Below are 15,296 nucleotides of genomic sequence, written 5' to 3' on the forward strand. Positions count from 1 at the left end.
TGCGATCGATCCCGGCCATCGCTTCGTATTAACGCGATAGCCCGCCAGATCTCATGCCGCACGGCAACGCGGGAGGCTCTCCTCCCGCGTACGCCCCCTTCACCGCAATGCGGCCTGGATCATCGGCACGTATTGTTCTTCCTCCTGATCCTCGTCGACCTGCACCGGCAGGCGTACGACCCCTGTCTCCAGGATGCCGCCGAAGCGGCGCGTGCTGTTGACCCCCGTCCCCTGCCGGAAGCTGAGACCAAGAATCGCCGTCTCGGTCCCCACCAGGAAGCCGAAACCCTGTCCGCCGTTCACCCCGACCCCGCCAGTCCGGCGGTTGAGAACCAGGATGTTGTTCACCGTCAGATCAAGCCCTTCTCGCAGATCCGCCTGGAAGCCGGTCTGGTTGAGATCCAGAAGCTGCGCGTCCGCCTCCAGGTCCAGGTCGACATAGGTGATCGTCGCCAGCACATCGAATTCGCGCTGCCGCAGCCAGACGTCGCCGCCGATCCGCAAGTCCGGTCCCGCCAGCAGCGCTGTGCCCTGCACCGTGACCTCGCCATTGCCGATCAGGCTTTCGACCAGTCGGGTCTCGCCGGTATAGTCCAGGTCCCGGTCCAGCCCGGTCACCGGTGCGAAAGTATCGGTCAGAAGCGGTGCGATGCCGCCATCGACCTGATCGACCTGAACCAGCCCGGTCATCGCTCCGGTTGCATCCGTCACCACCAGATCGAGTCCGTCCTCCGTAGTGTCGTCCCGCAGGGTGACCAGCACCGTCTCGGCCCGCAGTTCCAGCCGATCCTTGACCGACAGCAACCCGCCCCTAAGCGTCGCACCGGCACCGGCACCGTTCGCTGTCAGCGCCGCCAGCAGCGGCGACGAAGCCAGCTTGATACCCATCAGCTCGGGCCGGACCAGTTGCAGCGCCACCTCGTCGGCGATGTCCACGCGGGCATGACCGATCCGGTTCACGGTCAGGTCGCCATTCGCCGACAGGCGCAACGTCCCGCCCGCGCCCAACAGACCCAGCGTAAGCGATCCGGCGGCCTCCAGCTCCAGATCGCCCCGCTCCGCGAGTGCAAAGGATGCGACCAGATCGCCCGCCGTCTCGACATAGCGCAGGTCGTCCAGCGCCAGCAGATGCAGGATCGACCCATCGGACGTGTCCGCCGTGAAACGGTTGCCGGTCACGCCGGTCAAATCGCCGCCGAAGGCAAACAGCCGGATGTCGGTGCCGCCGATGGCAGCGCCTTCGCCGCGCAACGATCCGCCTGCGGTCAACGTGACCTGCCGGGTGGCGGCGACGGTCTGCACCGTCAGATCGGCCAGAGTGTGCAGATCCAGCGCGCCGTCCGCCATCGTGGCGGACCGCAGGATCAGATCATCACGCTCCAGCACATGCAGGTCGCCCAAAGCCGTCTCGGCATCCAGTGTGTCCAGATTGACGCGCAATCCGTTCGGCCCGATCGGGGCCGCCCGGTTGAGGCGCAGGGTCGTCACCGCACCCGCCGCGTTGGCGACCAGGACGTCGTCCAATTCGCCTGCCGCGACCGACAGCGTGCCGCCCACCGTCAGACCCAGTGCATTGGCGGAGGCGTTTGTCGTGACCAGCCCGGACAACACCACATTGTCGTCCAGTCCGGCCCGGATGGTCCCGGCCCCGGCGTTGATCTCCGTGCCTGCGCTTTGTGTCACAACACCTGTCGCGTCGATGCCGATCGCTCCGCCATTGCTGCGGATGTCGGCGTTTGCGTTCAGGCTCGACAGGGCGAAGGTCAGTGCCCCGCCCTGCGACGTGATGCCTTCACCTGCGGCCAGCGTCACCGCGCTGTCCGTGGCGTCCAGCGACAAGGAATTCACCCCGCCCAGAACGATCCGTTCGATTTCGGTCGCCCGGTCCCGCAGGATCAGATCAGCGTTGCCGTCGTCCGTCGTCAGATTCAGGTTGCCGACCGTCAGGTCCAGCGCCGCCAGCGCACCGACGTTGCCAGTGCTGTCAATCACCAGTCGCCCGGCAGAAATGCGGCCCTGCGTCACTGATTCCGCCGTCGCAAGCACCAGCCCCGGCAGTGCAATGGTGCCCGCGTCAAGTGCCCCGGCGACTGTCAGCGTGACCGTGGAGTCGGCATCGTTCTGCGTGATCGATCCAACCACAAGATCGCGGTCGTTCGCCAAGGTGAAAGCGGTCGCGCCGGTGCCGGCGAAGGATACACCCGACAGGCTGGTCCGCAGGACACCCGTTCCTGCTGGGACCGGGCCGCGGCTGGTGAAGATCGCCGTGCCGCCGGTCAGGACGGTCGCGGTGCCCAGCGACGGATCGACGCCCAGCCCTTCGGCCAGTGTGAAGCGCAATGTGGAGGTGCCGCCGAAATTCGCCGCCACCAACAGGGTAGCTTCACCCTCGGCCTCGATCTCGCCACCCTGGGCTATATCCAGCTTGCCGAACCGCAGGGCGGTAACGCCATTGCCAGCGTCGCGCCCGCTGATCAGGTTTACGTCGCCGACGCGGGTCGTGACCTCGATCGTTCCGTCGATGCTCTCGACCCAGACCGGCAGCTTGACTGCCGCTGTCCCGATTGACCCGCCATCCAGCGAGATCGAGGCGGCGCGAATACGGCTAACGCCGCTTCCGACGAAATCGGTGATCGCGCCCTGCGCAGACAGGACCGCCCGCGCATTGCTGAACACTTCGCCCAATGGCAGATCGCCGACGGGTGCCGAGACATAGACCCCCGTGCCGCCGCGCAGGACCGCATTGCCACCCGCCAGAACCTCCAGCGTCAGAGGGTTGGCCGCCGTGCCGATCGACCCGTTGTTGCCGCTCTCCAGGATCATCAGACTGCCGCTGATGGCCACCGGGTTGGTGCCCGCGTTGGTCAGGTCGCCATCCACCTTCAGGCGGATATCCTTGGTGCCCTGGATGCGCGCCACGTCCGCCGCCCCATCGGAGCCGAGGAAGATATTTTCCTGCCCCGCGAAAATGGTCAGCTTGCCTTGGGAACCCATCGCGAAGTTCAGGTCTTCGGCCTGCCGGATCGTTACCTCACCCGGAATGGTCAGATCCAGATCCGAGCGTTCCGCAGTGCTGAGAACCAGCAGGTCCTCGGTTGTCAGACGGCGACCACCCGAGATGACATAGGGGTCGCGCAATTCGCCCACTTCGGTCTGCACCCGAAGTGTGATGTCGCCCTTGGCCGTGATGTTCGGCGTTTCGACGCGCGTATTGGTGTCCGCCGTCCCAAGGATCAGCCCGGCATTCAGCGAGCGTGTCAGCTCGTCTACCGTCCACTCGATTCCGTCCAGTGCCGCCGCCGTCTGCTCGGCGGACAAAACCGGCACGAAACCGTCGTCGCGCGCCGCATAGGCATCCCACTGGTCGAAATAGGCCTGCCGCTGGGCGACATAGATGTCGAGTTGCGCGTCATAATTGGCCTGTTCCGCCGCACTGTTGCCCGCACCCGTCAGAAGGACGGTGCGTGTCGCGGCATCCAGCGTGAAGGTGGGGTCGGTATCGCCGGCTTCGCGGCGATCCCAATAGTCGTCATAGAGCCGCACCTGTTCGGCGCGCAACGCATCCAGTTGCTGCGTGGAACGGTCGGCCGCTTCGCTTCCATTCAGATCAAGCTGCTCGGTATAGAGCGTCGACAGCTCCGCCTCGGTCCTCAGATCGCGGGTCTCGATGGCATTCCTGTCCAAGAGCGCGCCCGTGTCCACGGTCAGCGCGACACTTCCCAACTGGCTCTCGACAGACCGCAGGGCAAGATCGCCCGAAACTTCGGTCAGATCGATATTGTCCTGCGCCAGCGCGATAAGATCGCCTTCCTGCGTGTCTATGGTCAACGCGCCGATTCCCCCGGTCGCGGCCTTCAACTCGATCTGGCTGCCGGTGACCTGAACCGCCGAGGCACCGGTTGCGGCAAAGATACCGCCCTGTGCGTCCAGCTTGACAGCCCCCACGATGTTACGCCCGAAATCGGCGCTGCGGTTGGTGGTCGCGATGCGCGCGACGTTCATGTCGCCGTCCATCTCTCGGATGTTGATGTCGGTTCCGGCCAGTGCCGTCAAAACCGCGCCTGCAGTCTGGTCGATACGGAATGCACCGTTGATCGACCCGATCCGGCCGTTCAGAGCCGTCAGGCTCAGATCGCCGGTTTCCAACACGATCTGGGTGCCCCCGGTCAGGATCGACCCGGTAGTAGATGTGACCGTGCTGGTTCCGGACAAATTGGTCAGTGCGTCGCCGAAGATGACCGTCCCGACGGATGCAACGTTGAATGACCCACTGTCGGAGCCGCCAAAGGTTACAGCGATCGGATAATCGGCCTTCAGACGATGTTCATAGAGCTGCACGGTTGTGCGAATGTCGGTCCAGCGAAAATGACGATACCCGGAGCCAAGTTTATACCACCGCACGCTGTCGTGGGTCTTGCGGTAGTTCACATCCTCTTGCGTGCTCTCCGACAGCTTAGTGGCCGTAAGGGCATACCCATAATCGTCCCCACCCAGCGATGCCGTCAGATATGGTCCGCTTCCCAGCTGTTCGATCGGCAAGGCCCGTGTGTCAGTGGTGGAGTTGGTGACTGTCGTCTTACTGCCCTTGATGCCGATGACGACAAGTTCATTCCGCAGGAAATCGGTTTCGGTGACGGTTTTCTCACCGCGCAGAACGACATAATCGCGGTTCAGCACGGGCTGATATGTGCTCGAGCGTCCGCCGAACGACGCCACCTCGAATGTGGGCACTTCGCGGGTCAGGCCGAACTCGTCGGTCACTGTCGTGAACGTCGTGTTGTCCACCTGCTGGATCGTGTTCCCCAGACGCCGGTATTCGGTGGTCAGGAACCGTCCGCCGCCCAGCGGCTTCGACGTGTCCGTAATCCGCACCAGGCCTTCGATGCCCGCGCCCGCCGGTCCCAGATCCGTGCGCGTCAGATAGATCGGTGCGGTCGTCTCGTTGACGACATTGATGCGTCCAAAACCGTCCAGCGATTGCAATTCACCCGATCCGGTGCTGAGAACCTGACCTGTCAGGACAATCGTCCCCCCCTGCACAAGCATCGGGTCCAGCTCGATCGTGTCGGTCTCATAATTGTAATAGACCGCGACGTTTGACGTGATGTTGACGTCGCGCGGAACCAGGTCTGTCCCGGTCTCCAGAGGATCGTGCAATTGCAGGCGACCCGCGCCCGCGACAGTCGCCAGCGTGTCCAGACGCGATTGCAACCCTGCACCCAACGTTACGTCGTAAGTGCCCCGACCGGCCTGAACCAGACCGTTGATATTCAGGAAATCCGCCGTGATGAACACGTTTGCCCCGGCGCGGATCTCGCCCTGGCGCGGCGCGAGAGGAATTGTGCCGCGAGAGTAGGTTACCGCCGTGCCGGTTGCCGAAGCACGGACGAATGTCCGGTAGTAATTTTCGTAACTGTCGAACAGCGCATCATAGATTGCCTCCGGGCTGCCATCGACTTCGGTGAAGCCCCAGGTGAAGCCCTGCGTGAAGCTGCCGTTGAGTGCGTTGAACTTGAGCGTTTTGGCCGTGATATCGGCACGGATGTCCACGTCCTTGTCGGAGTTTCCTTCGACCAAGCCCCGGAAATTCGAGATTGCGCCGTTCACAATGATCGACCCGCCGTTGGCCGTGGCCAGATTGACGACCGGATCGTCGGAGCTTTCGCCGTTGACGACGCTGTAGGCATAGCTGCCGGCACGGCCATCGCCCACCTGATTGATCTTCGCGGCACTGTCCACGTCGACGTCATTGAACACGATGCGTCCGCCTTCGTCGGACGGGATCGTGATGCTTGATGTCTTCAGCGTCGCGCCGGACTGCAACTGCACCAGCACGACGCTGTCGCCCGGTGCCTTCAAAAGGCCGTTCGGCCCGCCCACGACCGCATCGGCGCGCATGTAGATGTTGCCTTCGATCGCGATGATCGGATCCAGTTCGACCACGGTGCGGGTGCCGCCCGGCTCCAGAGCAAGGCGGGTATTGAGCTGATCGCGCTCGGCGGTCCAGGCGGTGACCGCCTTGGCGTCCTGGTTCAGCGTGGTGTTGGTCAGGAACCCGGTCAACTCGTCGATGCGGTTCCTCAGGTCACTCGACACCGATTGATTGAGCAGCACGCGATAGGTGATGCCCTCCGCGTCGGCGTTGGTGAACGGCCCGCCGGGGAAATCTCCGGCGATCGAGTTATCAATTTCGTTGTTTGCATCCAGGATCAGGACCTGCTTGTTGCGCGACCCGGCGCGGACGATGCCGTCTACCGTAATCAGATCGTTGGACAGGCTGACGCTTTTTCCGCTTTCGATATCCAGGCTGACGTCGCCGCCGCCAAAGGCGTTGGACACCGCACTGGCAATGGCCCCCAGGACTTCGCGATACAGATCCTTGCCACGTCCATAGCCCACGATGTCGCGCCCGCCCTCTTCGGCGAACAGTGTCACGTCGCGAACCGCCAGCACCTTTGCACCGTCGGCTACGAAAACACCCGAGATTGTGTTGGCGGTCGCATCGGCGACCGGCACGGTCGGGATCGGGATGGCCGTCTTGTTGAACACCCGGCTTTCGGCCCGCAGCTTGATCGCCTGCACGCCGTTGGCGGTGTAGCCTGCCAGCATTTCCACATCGCCAAGGCTTTCCAGCAGGGTACCGCTGTTCAGCAGAATTTGGGTATCGGCGGCAAACAGGGCCCGGCTGTTCGCCGTTCCCGCGCCCGCCAGACCATAGGTCGTTGTGTCGACTTCCGACCGGATGTCCGCTTCGGCACCGGCGTAAAGCTGCAACAGACCCGTCGCCCGTACCTCGGCCCCACCGATCGTGACCTTCACGCCATTGGTCCGCACATTCACAGTCGAATTGCCGATCGGAATAGCGATTGCGCCACCGCTGTCCAGATTCAGACGGTCTTTCAATTCCATGTCGCTGGCCGCGCCGATGCGGAACAGGGCCCCGGCTTCACGCGCTGCGGTCTGCGTCAGACGCGCGCCACCGGCGATGGTGACGTCGGTGTTCGCATCCACCGTGACGGTGCTGCCGATAGCCGCCACGTCCAGTGCGCCGCCCGAACCGCTGACGACGTTGAAGCCGTCATTTGCCGCAAGTTGCGGACGTTCGAACCGGGTAACCGCCGCAATGTCCAGCGCATCGGCCAGGATCACCGTGCCACCGCCCAGCGTGACGTCGGTATCCGCAATCAGCGTCGACTTGGCCTTCGCCCCCGACACGCCCACGAGGGCAGCGGACAGGGTATCGAGGCTGCTGCTGGTGCGCCCGGTCTGGCGCGCCGCAATGCTCAGGTTGCGGGCAGCCAGCGTCGTCGTGCCTGCAAACGTCAAGGCTGTCTTTGCATTGAGTCGCTGGTCGACTTCGGCACCCGATCCGGCCACCAGACCGCCCGAGCCGCTTTCCGCTGAGGTTCGCACGGTCGGATCATTGGTCGCCCGCAGGCTGACATTCTGGCCGGTGACGGTGGCATTGGTGAATGTCGTGCTGACCGACGCGACCTTTCCGGCCTCTTGTCCGGCCGACGAGAGTGTCGCGCCGATGGCCACGCCGCCGAATACCTTGCCCGAGGCCAAGGATTCCGCCGTCGCGGTATTGGCATCGGAGCCAAGCGTGATCCGCGACGACGTGCCGGACGTGCCCCGCAGGGAGCCCGTCACATCGGTCGAGATCGTATAGGCAAGCCAGGCCTTCGCATTTGCGCCGTTGCCGCTGAGGATGCCGCCTGACGTGGATTTCGCTTCGGCATAGGCATTGCGCGACGGGTCGGTCTGACCCGCCCGAACCCCGGAAAGTTCCGTCCTGATATCGACGATCTGACCTTCGGTGCGTCCGCCAAGGCGTGTGGTCAGGGTGGACTCCACCCGTGCGGTCGCAAGACTGACGCCCACGGCCAGGCCCCCGGCGACGGCAACGCCGGTCGCCTTGGCCCGCGCTTCGGCAGTCGACAGATTCGCCAGCGTCAACGTAGTGCCCTGAAGATCGACCCGATCCAGCAGCAACTCGGTCCGACCGCTGTTGCGCGCCTCGGCATCCGATCCGTTGGCTCCGGCCAGAATGCCGCCCGCGCTGCCCACCGATGTGGCCAACATGCGGCTGGCGTCACTGGCCGTGATCCGCGCCGTGGTGGCGCGCAGCACGGCAAGGGTTCCACCAGTGGCAGTCTTCACCGCCGACACGCCGGTGTTGCTGACCCGTGTGACCGCTGTGCCGACGCCGCCGATCACGCCGACGGCGACGTTGTCGACGCGCACGTCCAGCACTTCGCTGCGCGCGGCCTCCAGGGTCAGGGAATTCAGGTTCCGCGCTGCCGGGCCGGTGATCGAGACGCCCACGCCCAGCGTGACCTCTGCGGCGCTGCTCAGGTTGGCCACGGCCACGCCGACACCCGCCGCGACGGATCCCGATGCCGCGACCGTCACCGCATTCGCGTCCAGCGCCGCAGCGCCGCCGACACCGCCGGTCGTCGCCCGCAACGTCACGTCTGTGCCGGCTTCGATGCGGCTGCGATTGCCCAGAGTGGTGCGTGCCGCCGTACCGATATTCGTCACCAGCGTGCCGCTGACCACGCCTGCCAGACCGCCAACCGCGACCGCGCCGCCGTTCTGCGTGATGCTGTTACCAGCGGTTGCCGTCAGGTTCACCGCTCCGCCCGCGAAGATCGAGGCATCCTGCCCCAGTGACACCGTCACCGCATCCGGCTGGGCCGAAGCGGTGACGTTCAGCGCGCGCCGTTCGGTGCGGACCTCCATGTCGGTGTCCGTGCCGCCGGCATATCCGGCCATCGCATTCGCAGTATTGCGTTTGTCGTCGGCGCTGGCTCCGGCTTCGGTTCCGTCGCCTTCGTCGGCGCTTCCGGCAAGGCCGCTCTGTGCATCCGCCCTGACCTGCGTGTTGTCGTCGTTGACCTCGCTGTCGGAGGTGGTCGCGGTTCCACCCGCCTCCACGATGCCGACCGCCGCCGCGACGCCCGCGATTCCGCCCAGAGCGCCGACGCCAACAATGCTGTCGATCCTGCGCGCCGAATTCGCCGTCAGCGACACCGCGCCGCTTTGCGAATTGACCTGCGACCGGTCGCCGATGGTCACGGCGGTCAGACCGCTCAGTCGCGCGTAGTCAAGCCCTGCGCCAACTCCGAACCCGGTCCCTGCGGCAATCGCACCGCCCAGACCGTCGATATCGATGGTTTCGTTGGCAGATAGCGCGACGTCACCAACGCCACTGATCCGCTGATCCGCATCCAGTACGATTTGTGTGGTGGCGTCGTTCAACGTCACGTTTGCACCAACGGCGACCGCGCCTCCGCCCGCCGATCCGGCAGCTGCCGCAGTGCCGACATCCGTTGTCGTGCGGGCTGTCACGGTGACGGTGCCCTGCGCGTCGATCAGGCTGTCGCGGTCTTCGTCGATGCCCACAGTGGTCGTATCGTCGACCGGAGCCGCCAGGGCTGTCTGACGCTCCATCGAGACCACGGACCGTCCGGTCAGAGAGGTGACGTTGACCGCACCACCCAAAGCCGCCACGCCCGCGCTGGCCGCCCCGACATAGGAGGTCACGTCGTTCTTGGCATAGCTGTCGATCACGACATTCCGGTTGGCCAGAACCTGTGCCATCCGCAGCGTGACAAGCGCATCACCGCGCAGGATGCTGACGCCGACGCTGCCGGCTGCGCCGACGAACCCGCCGCCGGCCCCGATCACCCAGTTCTCCATGGTCGTCTGCGTTTCGGCATAGATCCCGACGTCGCGCTTCGCTTCGATCTGACCGGTGTTCACCAGAACCTCGGACGTGCTGCCGACAACGTTCGTGGCGAGGGCAGCACCCACGCCTGCGGATCCGCCAACGCCGATGGCCACGGCATAGCTTTCGACTGCATTGACGATCTTCGCATTCAGGATCGTATCCTGCGCCGAGGACGCTGCGAAGGCGACACCCGTAGCTCCGCCAAGTGCCGGGGCCGTGTCGCCATCGAAGTAGCTGCCTAACGCTCCACCCGTCTCGCGGGTGCCAGAGCCGATCACGACGCGCGCGCTGTCCTTCAGAAGATTCACCACGACCAGCGCACTGATCCCGGCCACGCCTCCGGCGGAGCCGTTGGCGGCGGCCATCGACATGCTCGTGCTGCCCGTCGCCTCGGCGATTGTACCGCGTCCGCTCAGACCCGACAGCGTTGTGGCTGCCGCGCCGTTGCCCAGACCCGTGGCAACCGAGCCGTCGATCACTTCGGTCCGGACGATGTTCTCGATCAGGTTCACGGTGACCGACACGCCAACACCGGCGGCACCGCCACCCGACAGGCTGAGGTTCAGGCCGGGACCGGAATCGCTGTCCGTTGGTTTTTCTTTCGCGCCACCCAGCAGGCTGATCGTATTGGTCGCCCGCGATTGCAGCACGACCGTGCCAAGCGCCAGAAGATCGCTTGCTTCGGCCGCGCCCGCTGCGCGAATGCGCGTCTGCACATCGTTGCGCGCCACGTTGCCGACGCCCGAGCCGGTTACCCCGACCCCACCAGAGAAGGCGCCGGAAATGGCGTTTCCGCCCAATCCGGTCAACGCCTGCGCCCCGACCGTCAAGCTGCCCGCCGATTGCAGGGTGCTGGACGCGATGTCTGCCAGAACTTTCTGCGCCGTGGTGTTCGACGCCACGGCCAGACCGATCGACGCCCCGCCGTCCGCCGCTACGGAACCGGAATTCGCACGCAGCATGTTCGTCGCCCAGGCATTGATGGCAATAGACCCGGCGGCGATGCGCGACCGCAGGACTTCCGCGGTGACGCCGCCGTCGATCACGTTGATCGCAAAGCTGCCGGCCAGGGCGCCGGTAGAGCCTCCGGCGGCGGCGGCTGCAAGGGCCTCCAGCGTCAGGGTCTGTGTTGCCGCGACCTGCACCAGACCGCCATTGACGACATTTCCCGCGTCTGCCGGATCAGAACTGCTGACCGCCACGTCGCTCAGGCTGGCGCGCGCATCGTCGGACATTACGTTGACCACGACAGCGCCACCGCCCCCGGCGGTTCCGCCGATGCCGACAGCTCCGGCCAGGGCCTTGAAGGTTCCGGTCTGCGTGGCCGTCACGTCAATGCCGACGTCCGTGCCTTCGACGGCGATGGAATTCATGCCCCGGTTGGCGCGCGTCGCCTGCGTAGTGGTGCCCCGCAACTCCGCAACGGTCGAGCGGTCGGAGACATTGACGACGATACTGCCCGCCGCGCCCGCCGTTCCTCCGACACCGCCGGAAATACCCGCGGTCTCGACGCTGCCAGTCTGGGTAGCGGCAATGCGCAGACCCGACGTGCCATTGGCTGCGGTAATGGTATTCGCGCCGGTGACGCTCATGCTGGCCAAGGTCTGCTGGAACAGCAGGTTGACCGAAATGCCCGCGCCGATACCCGCCGTGCCGCCTCCAGCCACACCCCCGGCCAGCGACCGGATCCTGGCGCCGTCGGTTGCGATGACGCTGGTTGCGCCCAACTGTCCGTCGGTGAGATTTTCGCTGAGTTCCGCGACGGTAACGTCGTCTTTGGTCAACGTCGGCGACTGCGTTGAAAGCAAGGTCGTCCGCGATCCGACATTATTCGCCAGCGCGGTGTTCAGATCGGCGACGGCCTTGTCCCGCTCGGCGATCGTATCCGCCTCGGCATCCGCGACGGGGGACCCGCCGGTGTCGCCCTGTACTTCCTGGCTGCGGGCGGCATTCGCGCCCGGCTTGCCGATCATCGTGAACACGAAGGACCCTGCGATGGAGGTTGCGCCGCTGCCCGACCCGGACACCGCGATGGCATCGATCACACCGGATTTGCTTGCGCTTACCGTCAGATCGCCTGTGCCCGTCAGACCCGCCAGACCCGTCAGCCGCGCTTCCGCGCCGCCATTGATCGTGGCCGAGGTAATGGCTCCGCCGATGGCATTCGATCCGCTGGCCGACACCGCACCCGACAGAATTTCGATCGTGTCCGTCTTGGTTGCCGAAATGGTCTTGGACCCTGCCCCGCTGTCCAGAAGCTGCGCCCCGGCCCCGGCGGCGCGTACGGTATTGCCGATGTCGCCGATGGCGATCGACCCGCTGACCGCCGTCGATCCGGTCGACACAGCCAGCCCGACGGCCAGCGCCTTGATACCGGTCGTGCTGTTCGACGTGATCGACAGGGCACTGTTGTTCGTGGTCAGGACCGCATTGTCGAAGATCACATCGCTTGTGCGGTCGATGAAGTTCGCCGACACCGCAGCACCGACGCCGGTGCCGCCAAGGCTGACCGCGGCACCGCCCGACAGACTTTCGATGGTTCCACCGGAATTCGCGGCAAGCGTCACGCCGGCATCCGATGCCAATATCGCGCCTTTCGCCGACAGAGCGTTGTTACCGGTCAGGACGTTGACAGCGATACCGCCGGACACACTGGTCCCTTTGCTGGCAGAAATCGCAACGGCCAGCGACCGGATCACATCCGCCGCCGTCATCGTCGCCGTAATGGCGCCGCCCTCGCGGGTCGAGATATTCGCATCGTCCAGCAGAACCCTGGTGTCGTTCGCCGCCAGAACGTTAACGACCAGAGCCGCGCCACCCGCACCGGACCCGCCGATGGCCGCGCCGCCGCCGATGGCGAAGATCTCACGCCCGCCGGTCGCCATGGCCGCAAAGCCTGTCGCGTCGGTAACTGCCAGTCCAGTCGCGTTCGCTGTGACGCCCGCCGTGATGACATTGACGCCGATACCTGCACCGACTGCCGTCTGATTGGGCGTGGCACCCCCCGCGACGACGATGGAGGTGATGGTGCTGGTGCCGGTGGCCGTCAGGTCGACAGTGCCCAGAGATGCGTTGGTGACATCGGCATAGGCCAGTTTCGCCTCGGTCGCCGCCGTAATGACGTTAACGCCGACTGCCGCACCGATAGCGTTCTGCCGTCCCCCTGCAAGCGCGCCGGACAAGGCGAAGATGCTGTTGGTTTCTGTCGCGGCGACCACAACGCTTTCGGCCTTCAGGTCCATCCGCGCCGTCGAGGTGCCCGCGACAAGCGCCTTGGCCCCGCCTGTAATGGTGTTCACGACGACCGATCCGGCAAGCCCGGTCTTGCCGACCCCCGCCGATATACCGAATCCATAGATCCGCTGGGTCGAGGTTGCGGTCACCGAGAACGCACCCGTATCGAAGGCCGAGACCCCCGCCACCGTCGCCTGAGCTGCCCGGTCGATGACCGCCACGGCCACGCCGACGCCGACGCCCGCGCCTTCGTTGGCGGACATGTTGATGCCGACCGCGCCGCCGACGTTCACCGTCGTGCTGGTGTCGGTCGCGCTCAGGTCAAGACTGGCGGACGTCACGTCCGAATCCGCGATCAGCGCATCGGTTCCACCGTCCAGAACGGCCACGGCGACCGATCCGGCCATCGCGATCTTGCCCTTGGATGTGCCCGCGCCGCCGACCGCGACGTTGACGACCGTGGCCTGGTCGATACCGGCCAAGGTGACGGCCCCGCCTGCGACCACGGTCGCATCGCGCAGGGTGGCGGACAGCGCACGCGTATCGACGTGCACGCCGAACGCCCCGGCCAGCGCATTCGCGCTTTGCGTCTTGCCAAGGGCGGCGGAAATCGCCCCCGCGACCGTTACGCCAAGCTGTTTGCTGGTGGCAGTGACCGTCAGGTCATCGGTCAGTTCGATCCGGCCCGCCGTGGCGATCGTCGCACTGGTTTCATTCGCCAGCACCAGGTTCACCGATGCGGCGGCGGCAACGGCCCAGCCGCTCTTCTGCTTCGACCCGTCCTCGGCGGCGGGTGCCTCCACGTTATTCTGCGCATTCAGCGCGTCCTCTTCCTCATCGGCGAACAGCCAGTCGGGAATGATCTTGTCGTCCTGATCCTGCTGGCCCTGATCGTCCGGCGCTGCGTCGGGTTTGCCTTCGTTGACCTTGCTGCCTGCGACCGTGACGGTCACATCCAACGTGTCGTTCAATGCCGTCACCGCCAGCGATGTGGCATCGATCACGACATCCGTATCGGTCGCGCCATAGCCCACCGCCCCATCGACGCCCATGACGCCTGCACGCACCTTGCGACTGGTGAAGGTGATCGCACCCGATCCGCCGAAGCCGATGTTCTCGGACGCGCTGACCGCACCCGCCGTGGACCAGCTGACGGACTTGTCTTCGGCCGCGACGGCCACGACACCGGCCAGGATACGCGCATTCTCTCCGATCCGCGCCAGCGTGTCGGCCTGACTGACCAGGGCGGCGACCGAAGCGTTCAGCCCGGTGTTCTTCCCCTGTCCTCCGGAAAATGCCAGCATTCCGCGTATGTTGCGCTGACCTGCCGTCACATTCAGATCACTGCGGTTAGTGAGGGTGACGGTGGCTCCGTCCTCGATCTCGGCGCGCACGGTGCTGGCCATCGTCGCAACACTGATGCCGACGCCGATGCTGTCGTTCACGTCGCCGCCCAGCGGATTGCCCTTGGGCAGGTTCACGATGTGCAGCATCAGGCTTTGTTGCAGTGCCGTGATGTTCGCCGTCGCCGACAGGGTCAGACTCGCACCATCGCGAATTGTCGCCACAGTCGTGTTATCCAGGACCAGAACGTCCGTCGTGACGCCGAAGGCCAGTTTCTGATCCTCGACGTCGATGCCGTCGCGGCTTCCGTCGCTGGGGGTCGAGGCCTTGGCCTTCGCCTTTCCCTCGGTCGTGATATAGGTCAGCGGATTGACCTGATCGACCAGGATCATCATCTCGTTCAAGGGTGGAGGCGTCGGCTGCGTGGCGCCCGGATTGGCCGGATCGAAGCCATCGGGCAACAGTTCGTAATCCGACACCGCCGTTGCGAAATCGCTCCATGCGGTCTTAATATTGGCCAAGGCGTTGGTGTTCGGATAGCGCGTCAGCGCGTTCACATCCAGGGTCGCGGCGTTGATCGTGGCATTGCCGCCGATCTCGGCCATCGTCTCGCCATTCATGACGCCGACGCCGACCGACAGCATGATGGCGTTGTCGAACCGACCCAGCAATTCGTCTTCGGTGATATCGGGATCGTTCGCGGCGTTGTAGATCGCGAGTTGTTTCTTGGCGACGAAGTTGATCTTGCCCATTGCCGCACTGGCCGACTTCGACAGGCTGCCACCACCCTCGGTCAGCCGATCGGCCCACCGCAGATTCGCCACGACATCGACATTTCCAGCCGTAACCGTCGTCGTGCCAAGGTCGATCAGTGCACGGGCCGGATCGTCCAGATTGCGATAGCTGCCGCCGAGGCTGGCAAACGTATTGTCGTTATCGACCTCGACCCCGATGGCGGCACCGATACCGAAATGCGGCTTGC

1 protein-coding gene is annotated in these 15,296 nt (G+C 65.0%); it reads right to left on the reverse strand.

The features are described from left to right. Window positions 1–99 precede the first annotated feature (99 nt). Window positions 100–15,138 (reverse strand): beta strand repeat-containing protein, encoded by a 15,039-nt coding sequence (locus BMY38_RS18270; protein WP_217638830.1) that lies wholly within the window; start codon window positions 15,136–15,138, stop codon window positions 100–102. Window positions 15,139–15,296: the final 158 nt, after the last annotated feature.

Source organism: Jannaschia helgolandensis (genome assembly GCF_900109285.1).
GTDB classification, from domain to species: Bacteria; Pseudomonadota; Alphaproteobacteria; order Rhodobacterales; family Rhodobacteraceae; genus Jannaschia; species Jannaschia helgolandensis.